The 19,880-nt window shown below is 64.5% G+C and carries 17 protein-coding genes and 1 pseudogene; 11 read left to right on the top strand and 7 right to left on the bottom strand.

All coding sequences use genetic code 11. The annotated features are described in order from the left end of the window. Nucleotide 1: 1 nt before the first annotated feature. Together uvrY and NUH87_RS30470 are read right to left on the bottom strand one after the other, a co-directional pair. Nucleotides 2–640, bottom strand: coding sequence for a response regulator transcription factor GacA (gene uvrY, locus NUH87_RS30475; RefSeq protein ID WP_338523977.1), 639 nt, complete (start codon nt 638–640; stop codon nt 2–4). A 150-nt stretch (nt 641–790) separates the two neighbouring features. Then, the gene (locus tag NUH87_RS30470; RefSeq protein ID WP_338523976.1) at nt 791–1,156 is read right to left on the bottom strand and encodes a helix-turn-helix transcriptional regulator; all 366 of its coding nucleotides are present in this window, start codon (nt 1,154–1,156) and stop codon (nt 791–793) included. Between the two features lie 81 nt (nt 1,157–1,237). Between NUH87_RS30470 and NUH87_RS30465 the strand changes: the two genes are divergently transcribed. Beyond that, nucleotides 1,238–1,459: a DNA-binding protein gene (locus NUH87_RS30465; protein WP_338523975.1), complete on the top strand. Its 222-nt coding sequence runs from the start codon at nt 1,238–1,240 to the stop codon at nt 1,457–1,459. Nucleotides 1,460–1,547: 88 nt separating this feature from the next. Here the strand turns inward: NUH87_RS30465 and NUH87_RS30460 are convergent, their stop codons facing one another. Together NUH87_RS30460 and NUH87_RS30455 are read right to left on the bottom strand one after the other, a co-directional pair. Next, nucleotides 1,548–1,982: a GNAT family N-acetyltransferase gene (locus NUH87_RS30460; protein WP_338523974.1), complete on the bottom strand. Its 435-nt coding sequence runs from the start codon at nt 1,980–1,982 to the stop codon at nt 1,548–1,550. Further along, a complete protein-coding gene (locus tag NUH87_RS30455) occupies nt 1,979–2,737 on the bottom strand; it encodes a carbon-nitrogen hydrolase family protein (protein ID WP_338523973.1) in 759 nt (252 codons plus the stop codon). Before NUH87_RS30455 ends, NUH87_RS30460 begins: the two co-directional genes overlap by 4 nt. Before the next feature lie 628 nt (nt 2,738–3,365). Between NUH87_RS30455 and NUH87_RS30450 the strand changes: the two genes are divergently transcribed. From NUH87_RS30450 to NUH87_RS30405, 10 genes and pseudogenes are all read left to right on the top strand, one after another. Further along, nucleotides 3,366–4,466, top strand: coding sequence for a 3-deoxy-7-phosphoheptulonate synthase (locus NUH87_RS30450; protein ID WP_338523972.1), 1,101 nt, complete (start codon nt 3,366–3,368; stop codon nt 4,464–4,466). A 15-nt stretch (nt 4,467–4,481) separates the two neighbouring features. After that, nucleotides 4,482–4,763: a peptidylprolyl isomerase gene (locus NUH87_RS30445; RefSeq protein ID WP_040068580.1), complete on the top strand. Its 282-nt coding sequence runs from the start codon at nt 4,482–4,484 to the stop codon at nt 4,761–4,763. A gap of 79 nt (nt 4,764–4,842) precedes the next feature. Next, nucleotides 4,843–6,707: pseudogene (locus tag NUH87_RS30440) on the top strand (extracellular solute-binding protein). After that, entirely contained in the window at nt 6,707–7,777 is a 1,071-nt protein-coding gene (locus NUH87_RS30435; RefSeq protein WP_338523971.1) for a microcin C ABC transporter permease YejB, read from the top strand. The pseudogene NUH87_RS30440 and the gene NUH87_RS30435 overlap by 1 nt, the downstream one beginning before the upstream one ends. Then, a complete protein-coding gene (locus NUH87_RS30430; RefSeq protein ID WP_040068588.1) occupies nt 7,777–8,799 on the top strand; it encodes an ABC transporter permease in 1,023 nt (340 codons plus the stop codon). Before NUH87_RS30435 ends, NUH87_RS30430 begins: the two co-directional genes overlap by 1 nt. Nucleotides 8,800–8,814: 15 nt before the next feature. Next, on the top strand, nt 8,815–10,395 hold the full coding sequence (locus NUH87_RS30425; RefSeq protein WP_338523970.1) for an ABC transporter ATP-binding protein: 1,581 nt from the start codon (nt 8,815–8,817) through the stop codon (nt 10,393–10,395). Between the two features lie 78 nt (nt 10,396–10,473). Beyond that, nucleotides 10,474–11,889, top strand: coding sequence for a sigma-54 interaction domain-containing protein (locus NUH87_RS30420; RefSeq protein ID WP_338523969.1), 1,416 nt, complete (start codon nt 10,474–10,476; stop codon nt 11,887–11,889). A 296-nt stretch (nt 11,890–12,185) separates the two neighbouring features. Further along, a complete protein-coding gene (locus tag NUH87_RS30415; RefSeq protein WP_338523968.1) occupies nt 12,186–13,577 on the top strand; it encodes a GntP family permease in 1,392 nt (463 codons plus the stop codon). 10 nt (nt 13,578–13,587) lie between these two features. Further along, nucleotides 13,588–14,358 (top strand): 3-hydroxybutyrate dehydrogenase, encoded by a 771-nt coding sequence (gene hbdH / locus NUH87_RS30410; RefSeq protein ID WP_338523967.1) that lies wholly within the window; start codon nt 13,588–13,590, stop codon nt 14,356–14,358. A 13-nt stretch (nt 14,359–14,371) separates the two neighbouring features. Then, nucleotides 14,372–16,327 carry an acetoacetate--CoA ligase gene (locus NUH87_RS30405; protein ID WP_338523966.1) on the top strand — a complete coding sequence of 652 codons (1,956 nt, stop codon included), beginning with the start codon at nt 14,372–14,374 and terminating at the stop codon, nt 16,325–16,327. Here the strand turns inward: NUH87_RS30405 and NUH87_RS30400 are convergent. From NUH87_RS30400 to ctlX, 3 genes are all read right to left on the bottom strand, one after another. Further along, nucleotides 16,316–17,647 (bottom strand): hypothetical protein, encoded by a 1,332-nt coding sequence (locus NUH87_RS30400; protein WP_338523965.1) that lies wholly within the window; start codon nt 17,645–17,647, stop codon nt 16,316–16,318. The two genes, NUH87_RS30405 and NUH87_RS30400, sit on opposite strands and share 12 nt — an antisense overlap. A 197-nt stretch (nt 17,648–17,844) precedes the next feature. Continuing rightward, nucleotides 17,845–18,879, bottom strand: coding sequence for an arginine N-succinyltransferase (gene astA, locus NUH87_RS30395; protein WP_338523964.1), 1,035 nt, complete (start codon nt 18,877–18,879; stop codon nt 17,845–17,847). Then, nucleotides 18,876–19,814 carry a citrulline utilization hydrolase CtlX gene (gene ctlX / locus NUH87_RS30390; protein WP_338523963.1) on the bottom strand — a complete coding sequence of 313 codons (939 nt, stop codon included), beginning with the start codon at nt 19,812–19,814 and terminating at the stop codon, nt 18,876–18,878. Before ctlX ends, astA begins: the two co-directional genes overlap by 4 nt. Between the last annotated feature and the right edge of the window lie 66 nt (nt 19,815–19,880).

Raw genomic sequence — 19,880 nt, 5'->3', positions numbered from 1 at the left:
GTCAGCCGGCATCGACCATGCCGTGGCGAACCGCCAGGAGCGTCAACTCGACATCGCTGCTGACCGAGAGCTTCTCGAAAATCCGATAGCGGTAGGTATTCACGGTTTTCGGTGACAGGCAGAGCTTGTCGGAGATGATCTGGACCTTCTGGCAACCGACGATCATCAACGCAATCTGGATCTCCCGCTCGGACAAGGCGTCGAAGGGCGAGTCACTGGCCGGCTGGAAGGACTTGAGTGCCAACTGCTGGGCGATCTGTGGACTGATGTAGCGTTGCCCGGAAAACACCAGGCGAATCGCCTGGACCATTTCCGCCAGGCCCGCGCCCTTGGTCAGGTAGCCGGCCGCCCCGGCCTGCAGCAAGCGCGTGGGGAACGGGTCCTCTTCACACACGGTCACCGCCACCACCTTGATCTCCGGGTGACTGCGCAACAGCTTGCGCGTGGCCTCGAGGCCGCCGATGCCGGGCATCTTGACGTCCATCAGGACCACGTCGGGCTTGAGCTCCCGCGCCTTGAGCAACGCCTCCTCTCCCGATTCAGCCTGCCCCACGACCTGCAAACCATCGATGTCCGCCAACATACGCGTAATGCCTGTACGCACAAGATCATGGTCATCGACTACTAGCACCCTAATCAAGCAGACACCTCACGAATTTGGTCTTATCAGGTTATTGACCACCTTAGCAAAAAACCGGAGACCTGACCTAGCTCAAGCGTCACATAAGAATATCAATGCGCTATAAGCGCTTGCCGGACGGCGAGCACGTTTCACCGGGAACGCAGCGACTCAGGTGTCACGCGGACCGGCTCGGCCTTTCGCCGTATAGGGCCCGGCGGTTTCGGCCAGGGTCGTGGTCAGTCGATCGATCGCTTCCTGATCCTCCTTCTGCAGCACCCGGTAGTTACCCAGCACCTTTTCTTCCACCTGGCTGAGGTTGTCCAACTGCACCGGAGTCGCCTGCCCTGTCAGTACATAAAGTACATCCACACCCCGCGCGGCCACCCGGGACAAATAGTCGGCCTTCGGTGCGCGATCACCGCTTTCGTACTTGCCCTGCGCGTTAGCCTCAACGCCTCCGATTTCACCAAAAGCCTTCTGCGACAAACCCAGTCGCTCTCTCTCTTGTCGCAATCGCGAACCAATTCCACTCATTTGGAGGTAAGATCCCATTTTGAACACCCTTAAGGGTGGTACACTCAACCAGAATTGAACGAACTTGAACGGTTTTGAACTATGCCCGGTATCCGCACCGCCGCACAAGCCAAGGCTTGGCTGGAACATCAAGGAAAATCGGTTCAGGAGTTTGCGCGCGAGCATGGCGTCGACCCGGCAACCACCTATCAAGTGCTCGCCGGGCGAAAGAAGGGACGGCGTGGGGAAGCCCACAAGGTCGCGGTCCTGCTGGGCATGAAGGATGGAATCATCCCATCCGACAGCACCAAGCCGAGCGAATGACTCTGGCCTTTTCAGGCCCGACAGGCACCTCATTGGGTGACATGTAGGAACATTCCCAAAGTATCGTCAGTCATTACCAATGCCGGTTCTAGACCGTCAGACTCATGCGTAAAAAGCACTCGTCCTCGCCGACCACGACCAGGCCCTGACGCAAATACAGCCGCTGGGCCGGGTTGCTCTTGAACACGGTCAGGCGTAACTCCCGACGCCCCTCCCTGAAAGCGATGTCCCGTGCCTGCTCGATCAGCCAACTCCCCAGGCCCCGGCCCCGCCCCGACTCGACCAGCTGCAACTCGCGGATATACAGCGACCTGGCATCGCGACTGAAACTGACAAAACCCAACACCTGCTCGCCGTCGCACAACAGCTCGTTCTGCCGTCCGGCCCAGGCCACGTCAAAGGCCTCTTCCTGCCAGAGCAGGCCGTACTCACAGTAGTACACCATCATGTTCTGGCGCGTGAGCTGCCGGGCAAACGCCAGGTCCTCGTCCAAGGCCGGGTGAAAACGCCAGCGCCCGCTCACAACCCCATCACCGACACCACCTCGCCAGACCATAGACCGGCGACACGACGCCCGATCACCAGCACATCGCCCTCCCCCTCGGCCGCCACCACCTGCTGCCCGCCGGCCGCCCAGAGCGCACTGCGACCCGCCGACTGCCAGCCCCCGGTCATACCGCCGTGGTTGGCCATCAGCACGGCCATTCCGTGCTCCCGGGCATAGCCCTGCAACAGGGCGGTGTCAGGTGCATAACCGTTCCCAGTGATCAACACACTGGCGGCGTAAAGATTAGCCTCAGATTGCGCAGCCCGTAGCGGATGACTGGCGTGGGAAAAGTCAGCGCAGACCGCCAGAGCAATTCGCTCATCAGCCACTGTCAAGGGCTCACCACCGTTGCCCGGGGTAAAGGCGATCTCCTCGCCATCATGCAGGTGCTGCTTGCTGTAGACCTGCAAGGAACCGTCGGCACCGAACGTCAACGCACCGATCAGCACCGGCTCTTCAGCGCCCAGGCGTATCGGCATGCCCACCACCGTCACCAATTTCAGCTCCCGGGCCAGCTCGCGCAACGGCGCCAGTACCGGGGCATCCGGGGTAATCGCCAAGCCGGCGGCCAGGGCCTGTTCATAGCCGGTCAACGACAACTCGGGGAACAGCAGGAACTCCACGCCCCGTTCCGCGGCCTGGCGCATGAAGGCCAGGTGTCGGCCGATGTTGGCCTGCAGGTCCCCGGGAATCGAGACGGATTGGGCAGCGGCAAGGGTGAACGCACTCATGGTCAGTCCTGACAGTCAGCTCGGAAATATCCTCAGAGTGTGTCATAAACATCTGAGGCATTTAAGCGATAGCCGCGACGCCCTCGGCCTCATAGAATTTTCTGATTGAACAGGGCGATACCGCTCTAGTAAGCTCGGCGACATTCCCACGGAGTTGCACCATGCACCTGACTCAATCCCTGCCTCGCCACACCGCCAGCGCCTCGCGCCCGGTCGCGGCTGCCCGGATGAGTACGCTCGGCACCCCCGTGAACTTTTATTTTGGGTATTGGTTTAGCCACTGGCGCGCCTGATACCCAACCGGCGCCCACTGTTTCAGGGGTCGCCTACCAGAGAATTCTCAACCCCCGGTCGGCCTCCCGACCGGGGGTTTTGTTTTTTCAAGCCCCGCACATTTTGCAACCGACTGTTTGAATCGAGGAATACCGACATGAACCACACCACCTATTACCGCTACGACATCACCAGCGCCTGGCGATTTAGCAAGCTCCGCTCGGGACAGCACGCCGCCTCCGAACGGTCACGCACAGGTGGCACGCACACACTCACAGCCAGTCCGGTTGATTGTCGAACACCCCAGTAGGGCCGCGCGCGGGAAGTCCCCGCCGCCTGCCCAGGAAGCCCGAACATGAATTCTTCTCTCTCTGCCCTGCCGTCATCCGCCCTGCCATCGGCCAACGAGCCGCTGACCCAGCGCTTGCCCAGCCCCCTGCAACTCAAGCAGCACCTGCCACTCAATGCCAGCCTGGGCGACCAGGTCGACCGCCACCGCCACGCCGTGCGCGCCATTCTCAACGGTGAAGACCCGCGCCTGCTGGTCGTCGTCGGTCCCTGCTCGATCCATGATCCGCAATCGGCCCTTGAATACGCGGGCCGGCTGGCCAACCTGGCGAGCGACGTCAGCGACCAGATGCTGCTGGTGATGCGCGCCTACATCGAGAAACCCCGGACCACGGTGGGCTGGAAGGGCCTGGCCTACGACCCGCACCTGGACGGCAGCGACGACATGGCCGACGGTCTGGCCCTGTCCCGCGAACTGATGCTCGAGATGCTGCGCCTGGGCCTGCCGATCGCCACCGAACTGCTGCAACCCATGGCGGCCGGCTATGTCGACGACCTGCTGAGCTGGGTCGCCATTGGCGCGCGGACCACGGAGTCGCAGATCCACCGGGAAATGGCCAGCGGCCTGCCCATGCCGGTGGGCTTCAAGAACGGCACCGACGGCGGTGTCGGCATCGCCGCGGACGCCATGCGTTCGGCGGCCCATGCCCACCGGCATTTCGGTGTCGACAGCCAGGGGCATCCGGCGATCATCCAGACCCCGGGCAACCCGGACACCCACCTGGTGCTGCGCGGCGGCCATCGCGGGCCCAACTACGATGCCCACAGCGTGGCCCAGGTGCGGGCCGGCCTGGCCAAGCAGTCGATTGCGCCGCGGATCATGGTCGATTGCAGCCACGCCAACAGCGGCAAGGACCCGCTGCGCCAGCCGGCGGTGTTCGCCGATGTGCTGGAGCAGCGCTTGCGTGGCGACCGCTCGCTGGTGGGCATGATGCTCGAGAGCCATTTGTTCGAAGGTTGCCAGGCGTTGAGCGCGAACCTGCGTTATGGCGTTTCGATCACCGACGGCTGCCTCGGCTGGGAGGCGACCGAAGCGTTGCTGCGCGGGGCAGCAGAACTTTTGCCGGGAAAATCCGGCCTGAATCCGGTAATCTCAACACTTTCTTGAAAGGAGCATCACCCCATGGCCAAAGCCACTGCCCGTCACATCCTGGTTGCCAGCGAAGCCAAGTGCAACGAACTCAAGGCCCAGATCGAAGCCGGCGCCGATTTCGCCGAGATCGCCAAGGCGAACTCCACCTGCCCGTCCAGCCGCGACGGCGGTAACCTGGGCTCGTTCGGCCCTGGCCAGATGGTCAAGGAATTCGATACCGTGGTCTTCAGCGCCCCGATCAATACCGTACAAGGCCCGGTGAAAACCCAGTTCGGTTACCACCTGCTGGAAGTGACCAGCCGTCAGGATTGATCCCTGTGGCGAGGGGGCCTGCCCCCTCGCCATGGTATTCGGTTTCCCTGATACTTCGAACCGGCTTCCAAGGCTGAAGATGCGACTGGCCCTATCCCTGCTACTCACCGCCCTGACCCTGTTTCCCGGCCTGTCCGCCACCGCTGCCCCCGCGCAGCACGCGTTGACGGTCTACGGCGAACCGGCCAAGTACCCCGCCGGCTTCAGCCACTTCAACTACGCCAATCCCCTGGCCCCAAAGGCGGCAGCCTGCGGCGCTCGGCCATCGAGATCGGCCAGTTCGACCATATCCTGCCCTATGTCGACAAAGGCACCGGCGTCACCGAGATCGACGGCTGGATCTACTCGCCCCTGGCCGTGCGCTCCCTCGACGAGCCCTACACTGTCTACGGCCTGGTGGCGGAAAAGATGCAACGCAGCGACGACGGCCTGTCCCTGCGTTTCTACCTGAACCCCAAGGCCCGCTTCGCCGACGGAACGCCAATCACCGCCGAAGACGTGCGCTACACCTACAACCTGCTGATGACCCAGGGCAGCCTCGCCTATCGCCTGCAATTCGAAGCGGTGAAAGACGTGGAAGTCGAGTCACCGACCCAGGTCCGCTTCGACTTCAAGAACAACGACAACCGCTCGCTGCCCCTGGATATCGCCAGCCTGCCGGTGCTGCCGGAACACTGGTGGAAAACCCGCGATTTCGCCGACGGCGGCGGTTACGAGACCCCGCTGGGCAGCGGCCCTTACCGGGTGACCAAGATCGACTCGGGACGCAGCATCACCTTCAGCCGCAACCCCGACTGGTGGGGCAAGGACCTGCCGGTCAACCGCGGTCTCTACAACTTCGACCGCTTCACCCTCGAATACTTCGGCGACACCGATGTGGCCCGCCAGGTCCTGCGCGGCGGCGCCTATGACTACAACCGCGAGTTTTCCGCCACCGCCTACTCCATCGGCTACGACAGCCCGGCCCTCACCGATGGCCGCCTGCAAAAGGCCCATCTGGCACAGGAGGCACCGCAATCGGCGCAGGGCTACCTGTTCAACCTGCAAAAGCCGATGTTCCAGGACCGCCGCGTGCGCGAGGCCCTGGCCATGCTCTGGGACTTCGAGTGGAGCAACCGGCAGATGATGCGCAACATGTACATCCGCCAGCAGAGCTTCTTCTCCAACACCGCCCTGGCCGCGCGGCAGTTGCCCGACCAGGCGGAACTGGCGATCCTCGAACCGCTGCGCGGGCAGATTCCCGACGAAGTCTTCACCCAGGTCTTCGAAGCGCCGAAAACCGACGCCAGCGGCAACCTGCGGGACAAGCAACTGCAAGCCCTGGCCCTGCTCGAACAGGCCGGCTGGAAACCCGACGGCGACCGCCTGGTCAACGCCCGGGGCGAACCGCTGAGCTTCACCTTCCTCAATGCCCAGAACGGCATGGAGCGGCTGCTGCTGCCCTACAAGCGCAACCTGGCACAGATCGGTATCCGCATGGACATCCGCCGCATCGACGCCTCGCAGTACGTCAACCGCCTCAAGGACCGCGACTACGACATGATCGTCAGCGGCTACCCGGTCAGCACCTCGCCGGGCATCGAGCTGTACAACTACTTCGGTTCCGCCGCGGCCAACGACCCCGGCTCCAGCAACTTCATGGTGCTGAAAAATCCTGCCGTGGACAGCCTGATCAACGGCCTGGTCAAGGCCGATACGCAAGCGAAGATGCTCAGCTACGCCCATGCCCTGGATCGGGTGCTGCAATGGAACTACTACTGGATCCCCAACTATTACCCGCCGGGCACCTCGACGGTCTGGTGGAACCGCTTCGGCTTCCCCAATGAGCAGGCCAGCAATGCCCCTGCCGTCGAAACCTGGTGGGAAGTCAGTCCGACCCCGCTGACCAACGAACAGATGACCGCCGAGCTGATCAGGCGCGGCAGTTCCGGAGGACAGCACTGATGCTGGCGTACACCTTGCGGCGTTTGCTGCTGATCATCCCGACGCTGCTGATGATCCTGCTGGTCAATTTCGTCATCATCCAGGCCGCGCCCGGTGGACCGGTGGAACAGGCCATCGCGCGCCTGCAGGGCATCGGTACCGCGGGGGGGGCCGGCGCCCTGGGCGGTGGCGGCGACGCGCTGCAAAGCGCCTCCCGGGCCAGCCGTGGCCTGGACCCCAAGATGATCGAAGCCATCGAGCGCCAGTACGGCTTCGACAAACCGGCCCCCGAGCGCTTCTGGCTGATGCTCAAGCACTACGCCAGCCTGGATTTCGGCAAGAGCTTCTTTCGCGGCGCCCAGGTCACCGACCTGATCCTGGATAAAATGCCCGTGACCATTTCCCTCGGGCTCTGGGCCACGCTGATCACCTACCTGGTGTCAATTCCCCTGGGCATCCGCAAGGCCACCCGTCACGGCAGCCGCTTCGACGTCTGGAGCAGCACCGCCATCGTCATCGGCTACGCCATGCCGGCGTTCCTGTTCGCCATGCTGCTGATCGTCGCGTTCGCCGGCGGCACCTCGCTGAACTGGTTTCCGGTGCGCGGGCTGGTGTCGGACAACTTCGACCAGCTCTCGACCCTGGGCAAGGTCGCCGACTACTTCTGGCACCTGGTGCTGCCGGTGACCTCGCTGGTGATCGGCGGTTTCGCCACCCTGACCATCCTCACCAAGAACTCATTCCTCAACGAAATCACCCGCCAGTACGTGGTCACGGCCCGGGCCAAGGGCCTGAGCGAACGCCGCGTGCTCTACGGCCATGTGTTTCGCAACGCCATGCTGCTGGTGGTCTCGGGCATTCCCCAGGCCTTTATCAGCGTATTCTTCGCCGGCTCACTGCTGATCGAGGTGATTTTCTCCCTCGACGGCCTCGGCCGCATGAGCTACGAAGCGGCGGTGTCGCGCGACTATCCGGTGGTGTTCGGTTCACTGTTCATCTTCACCCTGTTCGGCCTCCTGATAAAAATCGTCGGCGACCTCTGCTACACCCTGGTCGACCCGCGTATCGACTTCGCCGCGAGGAACGCCTGATGCCCAGACTCTCGCCCGTGAGCCGGCGCCGGCTCGACCGTTTCAAGGCCAACCGCCGGGGCTGGTGGTCGCTGTGGCTGTTCGCTGCCTTGTTCGTCCTGAGCCTGGGTGGCGAGTTGATCGCCAACGACAAGCCGCTGGTGCTCAACTACCAGGGCTCGCTGTATTTCCCGGTGTTCAAGCGCTACACCGAGCAGGAGTTCGGCGGCCAACTGCCCTTCCAGGCCGACTATCGCAGCGACTACGTGCGCCAACTGATCACCAAGGATGGTGGCTGGATGCTGTTCCCGCCGATCCCGTTCAGTGCCGACACACCCAACTACGACCTCAACAAGCCAGCCCCCAGCCCGCCCACCACGGTGAACTGGCTGGGTACCGACGACCAGGCGCGGGACGTGCTCGCGCGGGTGATCTTCGGCGCCCGGGTGTCGATCCTCTTCGCCCTCGCCCTGACCGCCATCAGCGCCCTGATCGGCATTGCCGCCGGCGCCCTGCAGGGCTACCACGGGGGCTGGATCGACCTGTTCGGCCAGCGCCTGCAGGAGGTCTGGTCCGGCCTGCCGGTGCTGTACCTCCTGATCATCCTGTCCGGCTTCGTCGAACCGAATTTCTGGTGGCTGCTGGGGATCATGGCGCTGTTCTCCTGGCTGGCCCTGGTGGACGTGGTGCGCGCCGAGTTCCTCCGCGGGCGCAACCTGGAGTACGTCAAGGCCGCCCGGGCCCTGGGCCTGACTGACCGCAAGATCATCCTGCGGCACATCCTGCCCAACGCCATGAACGCCACCCTGAGCTACCTGCCGTTCATTCTCACCGGGGCGATTTCCACCCTCACGGCATTGGACTTCCTCGGCTTCGGCATGCCCGCCGGCAGCGCCTCCCTGGGCGAGTTGATCGGCCAGGGCAAGCAGAACCTGCAAGCACCCTGGCTGGGCTTCACCGCTTTCTTCACCCTGGCGCTGATCCTGTCGCTGCTGGTGTTTATCGGCGAGGCGCTGCGTGACGCCTTCGACCCCCGCTCATGAACCATGGCGAGCGCAATGACCGACAACCTGATTGAAATCCGCCACCTCAACGTCGACTTCAGCGGCCAGCACGCCGTGCGCGACCTGTGCCTGGATATCCGCGCCGGCGAATGCCTGGCGCTGGTGGGCGAGTCCGGCTCGGGCAAATCCGTCACCGCGCACTCGATCCTGCAACTGCTGCCACGTAGCGGTTGCCGGGTCCTGGGCAGCGTGCGCTATCGCGGCCAGGAACTGCTGGGGGCCGACGACAGTACCCTGCGCAGCCTGCGTGGCAACCGGATCGCGATGATCTTCCAGGAGCCGATGACCTCCCTCAACCCGCTGCACAGCGTGGAAAAGCAGATCGGCGAAACCCTGCTGCTGCACAAGGGCCTCGGCGGCAAGGCGGCCCAGGCGCGGATTCTCGAACTGCTGGAACTGGTGGGCATCCAGAAACCCCGGGAACGCCTCAAGGCCTACCCCCACCAACTGTCCGGCGGGCAACGCCAGCGGGTGATGATCGCCATGGCCCTGGCCTGCGAGCCGGAGCTGCTGATCGCCGACGAACCCACCACCGCCCTCGACGTGACGGTGCAACGCAAGATCCTCCTGCTGCTCAAGTCCCTGCAACAACGCCTGGGCATGTCGCTGCTGCTGATCAGCCACGACCTCAACTTGGTGCGCAGCATCGCCCAGCGGGTCTGCGTGATGAAAGCCGGGCAGATTGTCGAGCAGGCGGACTGCGAAACCCTGTTCAAGCGTCCCGAGCATCCCTACAGCCGCGTGCTGCTGGATGCCGAGCCGGCGGGCCAGCCGCTGCCGATGGGCAACAGCGAGGTGGTGTTGCAGGTCGACGACATGCACGTGCAGTTCCAGGTCGGTGGCGGGCTGTTCCGGCGCAAGCAATACCTGCGCGCAGTGGACGGCATCAGCCTCAGCGTGCAGCGCGGCAAGACCCTGGGCATTGTCGGCGAGTCCGGCTCCGGCAAGTCCACCCTGGGCCAGGCGATCCTGCGCCTGCTGGACTCCAGGGGCGCCATCCGCTTCCAGGGCCAGTCCCTCGACGGCCTGAAGCAGAAACAGCTGCGGCCCTGGCGCAAACAGATGCAGGTGGTCTTCCAGGACCCGTTCGGCAGCCTCAGCCCGCGCATGTCGGTGGCCCAGATCATCAGCGAGGGCCTGGAGGTGCACAGCGCCAACACCCCCGCCGAGTGCGACGCCCTGGTGATCCGCGCACTGGAAGAAGTCGGCCTCGACCCGCAAAGCCGCCACCGCTACCCTCACGAGTTTTCCGGCGGCCAGCGCCAGCGCATCGCCATCGCCCGGGCCCTGGTGCTCAAGCCGGCGCTGATCCTGCTGGACGAACCGACTTCGGCGCTGGATCGCACGGTGCAGAAACAGGTGGTCGCCCTGCTCCGCGATCTCCAGGAAAAACACTGTCTGACCTACCTGTTCATCAGTCACGACCTGTCGGTGGTGCGCGCCCTGGCCCATGACCTGATCGTGGTCAAGGACGGCCAGGTGGTCGAGCGCGGTGCCACCGACGCGGTGTTCGACGCCCCGCAGCATCCCTATACCCGGGAACTGCTCGCCGCCACCCTGCTAGCCTCGACTTGATAGCTCTGACTTGATAGCCCCGACCTGATAGCCCCGACTTGATCGATCGCCGCTCGCCGGCAAACGGACGAACCCGCCATGACCGACACCGAAAGCCTCAAGGACTACCAGCAGGTTCGCCTGCTGGCGATTCGTTCGCTGTTCGAAATCATCGAGCAATCCAGCGAAGGCACGGTGATCGTCGACCGTGACGCCAACATCGTCTGGATGAACGAACGCTACGCCCGGCGCTTCGGCCTGGCCAACGCCGGCGAAGCCATTGGCCGGGCCTGCGAGAGCGTGATTCCCGGCAGCCTGCTGCGCCAGGTGGTCCGCACCGGCCAGCCGATCCTGCTGGACCTGCAAGACACCCCCAGGGAACCGCTGGTGGTGATGCGCCTGCCGATCCACGATGCCGGCGGGGCGGTGATCGGCGCCATCGGCTTCGCCCTGTTCGATGAACTGCGCAGTCTCTCGCCACTGCTCAAGCGCTTCCAGAGCATGCAGGCCGAGCTGGCGTCGACGCGGTCGCTGCTGCGCGCGCGCCAGGCCAAATACACCTTCGCCCACTTCATCGGCACCAGCGCCGCGAGCCTGGAGGTCAAGCGCCGGGCCCGGCGCGGCGCCAGCAGCGACTCGCCGGTCCTGCTGCTGGGGGAAACCGGCACCGGCAAGGAACTGCTCGCCCAGGCCATCCACAGCGCCTCGCCGCGGGCGCACAAGGCCTTTGTCAGCATCAACAGCGCGGCGATTCCGGAGACCCTGCTGGAGGCCGAATTCTTTGGCACCGCGCCGGGGGCCTTCACCGGCGCCGATCGCAAGGGTCGTCCCGGCAAATTGCAGATCGCCCAGGGCGGCACGCTGTTTCTCGATGAGATCGGCGACATGCCGCTGCCTCTGCAAAGCAAGTTGTTGCGGGTGTTGCAGGAGAAGGAGTTCGAGCCGGTGGGTTCCAACGAGGTGCTGCACAGCGATGTGCGGGTGATCGCCGCCACGTCCACCGACTTGGAGGCGGCCATCCACCGCGGCGAGTTTCGCGCCGACCTGTATTACCGGCTCAATGTCCTGCCGATCCAGGTGCCGCCCCTGCGCGAGCGCCTGGAGGATCTGCCGGCGCTGAGCGAAGCGATTCTCGAGGAGTTGCGCAGCCAGCATGAACTGGCGGCCGAGGCCCTGGAACTGCTGGGCCGGCACGCCTGGCCGGGGAATGTCCGCGAGTTGCGCAATGTGCTGGAACGGGCGGCGCTGTTGAGCGATGCGCAGGTGTTGGATGCGGCCGACATTCGCGGGGCGATCGGCACGTTCAAAGCGTTGGAACACCCGCAGGTGCAAGCCACGGAGTCCGTGCACAACGAAACCTTCAGCGCTGCCCGGGAGCGTTTCGACCGGCAATTGATCGAGACGACCCTGGCGCGATGTGCCGGCAAGGTGATGGAGGCCGCGAAGCAATTGGGGCTGGGGCGGTCGACCTTGTACAAGAAGATGGTGGCGTTGGGGATTGCCGAGTCTCAATAAAGAGATATACGTCTCGTTAGAGAGAGTGCCCTGCACTCTTATCGCGAGCAAGCTTGCTCCTACAGTATCGAGTCGTGCACGAGAGCGAATTCAACCGAAATCCTGTAGGAGCAAGCTTGCTCGCGATGAGGCCCTTGAGGACACCCATGTCTCACTACAGAGACAAAAATCTCACCACCCCGCCGAATTCAAAAAAATCTCCATATATTTCAATAACTTAAATACATGGCACAAAACTCGCTAACCCTACGGGAGATTCAGACCTAACCTACAAAAATAACAATTGGAGACACACCATGAGTGTGATCATCGCCCTCGCGGCGCTGGCATTGCTGATGCTGGCCGCCTACCGTGGCTACAGCGTCATCCTGTTTGCCCCCATCGCCGCCCTCGGCGCCGTCCTGCTCACCGACCCCTCCGCCGTCGCCCCCGCCTTCACCGGGGTGTTCATGGAAAAAATGGTCGGTTTCGTCAAACTCTACTTCCCGGTGTTCCTGCTCGGTGCCGTGTTCGGCAAGCTGATCGAGCTGTCCGGTTTCTCCCGCGCCATCGTCGCCGCCGCCATCCGCCTGTTCGGTACCCGCCAGGCGATGCTGGTGATCGTGCTGGTCTGCGCCCTGCTCACCTACGGCGGCGTCTCGCTGTTCGTGGTGGTGTTCGCGGTCTACCCCTTCGCCGCCGAGATGTTCCGCCAGAGCAATATCCCCAAGCGCCTGATGCCGGCCACCATTGCCCTCGGCGCGTTCTCCTTCACCATGGACGCCCTGCCCGGCACGCCGCAGATCCAGAACATCATTCCCAGCACCTTCTTCAATACCACCGCCTGGGCCGCGCCCTGGCTGGGACTGATCGGCACGCTGTTCGTGTTCTGCGCCGGCATGCTGTTCCTGCAGCGCCAGCGCCATCGCGCCCAACGCGCGGGCGAAGGCTACGGCATGGAACTGCGCAACGAGCCGGAAACCGCCGAGGACATCCGCCTGCCCAACCCCTGGATCGCCCTCTCGCCGCTGTTGCTGGTGGGCATCATGAACCTACTGTTCACCCGCTGGATTCCGCTCTGGTACGGCAAGACCCACAGCCTCAGCCTGCCGGGCATGACCACGCCGGTACAGACCGACATCGCCAAGCTCACCGCCATCTGGGCGGTACAGGCGGCCCTGTTGGTGGGCATCATCATGGTCCTGCTCTTCGGCTTCCAGGCCATTCGCGGCAAGCTGGCCGAAGGCAGCAGGAGCGCAGTGAGCGGCGCCCTGTTGGCGGCGATGAACACCGCCTCGGAATACGGCTTCGGCGCGGTCATCGCCTCGCTGCCGGGTTTCCTGGTACTGGCCGACTGGCTCAAGAGCATTCCCAATCCGCTGGCCAACGAGGCCATCACCGTCACCCTGCTGGCGGGGATCACCGGTTCCGCCTCGGGCGGCATGAGCATCGCCCTGGCGGCGATGTCCGACAGTTTCATCAGCGCCGCCCATGCCGCGAATATCCCGCTGGAAGTCCTGCACCGGGTCGCGGCCATGGCCAGCGGCGGCATGGACACCCTGCCCCACAACGGCGCGGTGATTACCCTGCTGGCCGTCACCGGGCTGACCCACCGGGAAGCCTATAAAGATATTTTCTGCATTACCCTGATCAAGACCCTGGCGGTCTTCGTGGTGATTGCAACCTTCTATGCCACCGGCATCGTCTGAGGAATCGACTATGAGTCTCAAAGGTAAAACCGCCCTGGTCACCGGCTCCACCAGCGGCATCGGCCTGGGTATCGCCCTGGGCCTGGCCCGGGCCGGTGCAAACGTGGTCCTCAACGGCTTCGGCGATGCCGGCGCGGTGATCGCCGAGGTCGAGCAGTTTGGCGGCCGGGTCGGCCATCACCCGGCCGATGTCGGCGACCCGGCGCAGATCGCCGAGATGTTCGCCTATGCCGAGCGCGAATTCGGCGGCGTGGATATCCTGGTCAACAACGCCGGTATCCAGCATGTCGCCAGCCTCGAGGCGTTTCCGGTCGAGCGCTGGGATGCAATCATCGCCATCAACCTGTCGTCGGTGTTCCACAGCACACGCCTGGCGCTGCCGGGGATGCGGGCCAGGGGCTGGGGGCGGATCGTCAATATCGCCTCGGTGCATGGCCAGGTCGGCTCCGTGGGCAAGGCGGCCTATGTCGCGGCCAAGCACGGGGTGATCGGCCTGACCAAGGTGGTGGGCCTGGAAACCGCCACCAGCAACGTCACCTGCAATGCCATCTGCCCCGGTTGGGTGCTCACCCCGCTGGTGCAGAAACAGATCGATGACCGCGCCGCCGGTGGAGTCGATCCGCAACAGGCGCAACACGATCTGCTGGCGGAGAAACAGCCGTCACTGGAGTTCGTCACTCCATCGCAACTGGGCGAACTGGTATTGTTCCTGTGCAGCGAGGCCGGCAGCCAGGTGCGCGGCGCAGCATGGAATATCGATGGTGGCTGGTTGGCACAGTAAATAAGGAAACACCATGGCCGAAGTCCTCTGGCGCCCCGGCGCCGAGCGTGTCAGCAAGACCCGGATCGAAGCGTTCCGGCGCTTCGTCAATCATCGCCACGACCTGCAACTCGACGACTACCCGGCCCTGCACCGCTTCAGCATCGAGCGGCGGGAGGACTTCTGGCAGGCCATCGTCGACTTCTTCGACGTCGAATTCCACGCCCCGGCCAGCACCGTACTGACCGAGGGCCCGCAGATGCCCAGCGCCCGCTGGTTCCCGGGCGCCACCCTGAACTTCGCCGAACACCTGTTGCGCCGCCGCGACGATCACCTCGCGGTGGTCGCCGTCAGCGAAGACGGACGCCGGGAAACCCTGACCCATGCCGAGCTCGCCGCCCAGGTCGCCGGCTTGCAAAGAAGCCTGCGGGCCGCCGGCGTCGGCCTTGGCGATCGGGTCGCTGCCTGCATGCCCAATACCTGGCAAACCCTGGTGGGCATGCTCGCCAGCACCAGCCTGGGCGCCATCTGGTCCTGCTCCTCGCCGGACTTCGGCACCCAGGGGGTGATCGACCGCTTCGGCCAGATCGAACCCAAGGTGCTGATCACCTGCGCCGGCTACCGCTACGCCGGCAAGGTCATCGACCAGACCGCCAAGCTCAACGAGATCCTCGAACGCCTGCCCGGCTTGCAGCAACTGCTGATCGTGCCCTACGCCCGGCCCGAGACGCGCATCGAGGACTTCCGCACCCAGGCCCGGGTGGCGTTGTGGAACGACTTCTACCAGGCCGGCGGCGATCCCGAATTCACCCCGGTGCCGTTCGCCCATCCGCTGTACATCCTCTACTCCAGCGGCACCACCGGGGTGCCCAAGTGCATCGTCCACAGCACCGGAGGGGTCTTGCTGCAACACCTCAAGGAGCACGGCCTGCATGTCGACCTGGGGCGCGACGACTGCCTGTTCTACTACACCACCTGCGGCTGGATGATGTGGAACTGGCTGGTCTCGGGCCTGGCGGTCGGCGCCACGCTGGTGCTCTACGACGGCTCGCCGTTTCACCCCGGCCCGCAACGCCTGCTGGACCTGATCGACAGCGAGGGCATCAGCGCCTTCGGCACCAGCCCCAAGTACCAGGCCGCCCTGGAAGACGCCGGGCTCAGCCCGCGCCGGAGCCATCGGCTGGACAGCCTGAAGACCCTGCTGTGCACCGGCTCGCCGCTGTCGCCCCACAGCTACGACTATGTCTATCGCCAGATCAAGGAGGAGGTCTGCCTGTCCTCCATGTCCGGCGGCACCGATATCGTCTCCTGCTTCGTCAGCGGCAATCCGGTGCTGCCGGTGGTACGCGGGCGGATGCAGTGCAAGAGCCTGGGCATGGCGGTGGAAGTCTGGGACGACAACGGCCAGCCCTTGCTCGGTGCCAAGGGCGAGCTGGTCTGCACCCGGCACTTTCCGGCGATCCCGGTGGGCCTGTGGAATGACCCCCAGGGTGAGAAGCTCAAGGCCTCCTATTTCAGCCAGTTTCCCGGGGTCTGGGCCCAGGGCGATTATGCCGAGGAGTTCGCCGACGGTGGCCTGATGATTCATGGCCGCTCCGACGCGGTGCTCAATCCCGGCGGTGTGCGCATCGGTACCGCGGAAATCTATCGGCAGGTGGAAAAGGTCGAGCAGGTGCTGGAGAGCATCGCCATCGGCCAGCAATGGCAGAACGATGTGCGGGTGGTGCTGTTCGTGCGCCTGCGTGAGGACGCCGAACTGGACGAGGCCCTGGAACAACGGATCCGCCAGGTGATCCGCGCCAACACCACGCCGCGGCATGTACCGGCGAAGATCCTGGCGGTCACGGATATCCCGCGCACCCTCAGCGGCAAGATCGTGGAGCTGGCGGTGCGTAACGTGGTGCACGGACTGGCGGTGAAGAACACCGATGCGCTGGCCAATCCCGAGGCTTTGGAGCAGTTCAGGAATAGAACGGAGCTACAGTCTTGAAGCCGGTCTTGAAGCCGGTCCTGAAGCGAACGGCAGGTCCCCGCGAAAACGCACCACCACCGCGCTGAAACTGCCGAACAACGAATGACCGGCCACCAGGATCCGCCCATCGTCTTGCAGGGCCAGGGCGGTGACGGTATCCAGGCTGCGGCCCAGGCTGGTGCGCACCCAGCCGCGCCCGCCGGCGAAGTCGCGGTCCGGTTGCCCGTCGGCCAGGTAACGCGCCAGCACAAAGTCCGAGCCAAAGCCCATCACCGTCGAGCCCGCCACCAGAATCGACCCGTCGGTTTGTACCGCGAGGTCGGCCCAACGACTGGCCGGGGTGTCGATATCGAGCTGGACGGTATCGGCGTCATTGAAGCCGCGGTCCACGGCGCCCTGGGCGGTGAATCCCTGCAAGACACCACGCAGGGGGTTGAAGCGGTTGCCGACACACAGCAGGCGCCCGTCGCGGCCGGCAGCCAGTTTCGTGACCAGGGAACTGGCCCCGGCAAAACCGAACGAGAGCAAGCCCCGATCGCCAAAGCCATGATCGAGGCGACCATCGGCCTCATAGCGAGCCATCAGCCCCAACTGGGGAAAGTCCACCGAGCCGCCCACCAGGATCTTGCCGTCAGCCTGGACCCGCACGCAGCTCAGCCAGGAGTTCACCAGCAAACGCCGGACCACGACAAAGCCGCGCCCGTTGAAGGACGGGTCCAAGGTGCCGTCGGGTTCGAGACGGATCAACAGCCCGACATAATCGGCAAAGGTGTAGGTGTGATTGGCAACCAGCAGGATCTTGCCGTCCGCCTGCAGCGTACCCGCGCAGGCCTCGACACCCGGCAGCCCCGGCGGCAGCCAGCCGTCCCGCGGGCCCTCGGCGAGCCCGCCGGGCAAGCGCAGCACCTTCACGCCCTGGTCGCCAAAGGTCGGATCAAGGCGCCCGGCGGCATCAAACCGCGCCACCGCCGGCAAGCTGTGTTCGTCGTCCAGGTAGTGCAGGCCGAACAACAGGATGCGGCCATCGGCGAGTAACTGCACGCCGCTGGCCGTGGCCTCGGCACCGACTTCGAAGCGACCGGACACATAGCCGCCGTCGCCGAAGGACTCGTCCGGCGCGCCGTCGTCATGCAGTCGCGCCAGACCAAAACAGCAACCGTCGGCAAAACCCAGCTTGAGCGCCACCAGGACCTTGCCATCGGCACAGGCCAGCACGTCATGGGCCTGGCTCGACAGGCAACCGGGGAACTGCAACCTGACCGTACCCGACTGCCCGAACGTCGAATCCGATTCGCCTGCCGGGCTGAGCCGGTAGCCGCGCAGTTCCTCCAGCATCATGAGCGGGTCCTCCCTGGGATTGACACCCTTCCATGCCGTGCCGGTAGGCACGGGCTGCCGGCTATTCAATCGAGCCTCCCCACGCCCCACAACTGTCAGAAATAACAGTTCTACGGTTTTTCCGAGCCAGAACACTGACTTTGCAGTCCTTTTCCGAGCCTCCTGAACAATCGAGTGGCTTTCCGGGTCCGGGTGGACTAGGCGGCGACCTGTTGCGCGCCCCGTGCCGACAAGGTCACGGCACGCACCGAGGCGCCGGCCTCAAGCCCGAGTTCCTCGGCGGTCCGGGCCTCGACCACCAGGGTGCCGGCGGCGACCCGGGCCGGCGCAGCGGCGATCCGGCACTCGGCGAACCGGCGATTGTGGATCAGGTAAGACTCGGCATGGTCCCCCGGCGTACCGAAGCTCAACACCAGCACCTGGCTCTCGCGCACCGCGCGAATGTCATCAGTGGCACACTCGATCAACGGCCCGCCGTCGAAGATGTCGACATAGTCCTTGAAACCGAACCCTTCGGCCTTGAGCATGCCCAGCGCCGGCTCGGTATTGGGATGGACCCGGCCGATCACCGCTTGCGCGTCTTTCGGCAGCAGACAGGTGGGCAGCGGGAACTTGGGCATCAGTTCGGCGATAAAGGTCTTGTTGCCTTGGCCGGTGAGGAAGTCGGCGTCGGCGAAATCCATCTTGAAGAAGTGCCGCCCCAGTCCTTCCCAGAAGGGCGAGACGCCCTGCTCGTCGGAGTAGCCGCGCATCTCGGCGATCACCTTGTCACCGAAGCGCTCGCGGAATTCGGCCAGGAACAGGAAGCGCGCCTTGGACAACAGCCGACCGTTCAAGCCCTCGCGATGCTTCGCACCGAGAAACAGCGAGCAGAGCTCGGAATGGCCGGTCATGTCGTTGCCCAGGAACAGGGTCGGCAGATGCTGGTTGATCGACAGGTTTTTCGACGCTGCGACCATCAGGCCGACCCGGTAGTTGTACCAGGGCTCGCGCAGGCCGACAGCGCCGGCCAGGGCGCTGATGCCCACGACTTCACCCTCGGCGGACTCCAGGACGAACAGGTAGTCGGCATCGGCGCGCTCAGCGCTGCCGGCAAAGGTCTTTTGCGCCCACTCCAGGCGATGTTGCAGGCGCTGCGGGTCGGCGGGCAGCGTGGTCAGTCCGGCGCCGGCGCTTTGCGCCAGGGACAGCAGGGCCGGAAGGTCGGACAATCGGGCGGGACGAACAATCATCGGGCGCACTCCACGGTGAAAGGATGCTTGGGCAGGAACACTTCGACCAACATGCAGCGGGCACTGCCGCCGCCAATCCGTTCGATGGTGTCGATCTTCACGGGCAAGGGCGTGGCGTAGCGCTCGACCTGTCGTCGCTGCCCGGCATCGAGCGACGCCCAGGCCGTGCGCGACATCACCAGCAGAGGCTCGCCCCGGCGGTTGTGCACTTCCAGCATGTTGCCGGCGAAGGACTCCAGCTGGTCCCAGTCCAGGGCCAGGATTTCCTTGCCGCTGGACGCCAGGCGCTGGCGCAGGCCGTCGCGCTCGGCCGGATCGCTGATGGCCTGCAGGCAGACCACGGCCAGGTGCTGGCCGACACTCATCATCACGTTGGTGTGGTAGATCGGCACCCCTGCCCGGTCCACGGCATTGAACCCGCAAAGCTCGTAGCCGAGGTGATCGAGCACCGGCTGCAGGGCCGCGGCATGGGTGCGGGTGGAATAGCCGGCGTAGCAGATCCGCTGCTCGCGGTCGAACACCATGCTGCCGGTTCCTTCGAGAAACAGGCCCTGGGCCTCCAGACCGGAAAAGTCCACACACTGCAGCACCTGGTGCTGCGCGCGCAGCCAGTCGAGCACGCCCTTGTTGCGCTCCAGGCGGCGGTTATGGCCCTGCATCGGGTAGATCACCAGGGTGCCGTCGGGATGGCTGCTCCAGCAGTTGTTGGGAAAGATCGAGTCCGGGGTATGCGGCAAGGCGCGGTCCTGGTGCACCAGGACCTCGACGTCGTGGGCGCGCAAGTCCGCGACATACTGGTCGAATTCCTCGAGCGCCTGCTGCTGGACGTTTTCGCCGCCCTGGGCCTGCTGCTGGAAACGGTTGTTGGCGGCGGTGTCGGGGTTGAAGGCGAAGCTCGCCGGACGAACCATCAAGACGGTATGGGTGGTTTGCATGGGCATGAATTCAATGAGGGGTTGAGGTGCTCATTGTCTGTTCACGCCCGGGAAAAACCCGGTTGA

It is taken from the genome of Pseudomonas batumici (assembly GCF_036585405.1).
GTDB lineage: Bacteria > Pseudomonadota > Gammaproteobacteria > Pseudomonadales > Pseudomonadaceae > Aquipseudomonas > Aquipseudomonas batumici.
This window is presented reverse-complemented; position numbering and strand designations above follow the sequence as displayed.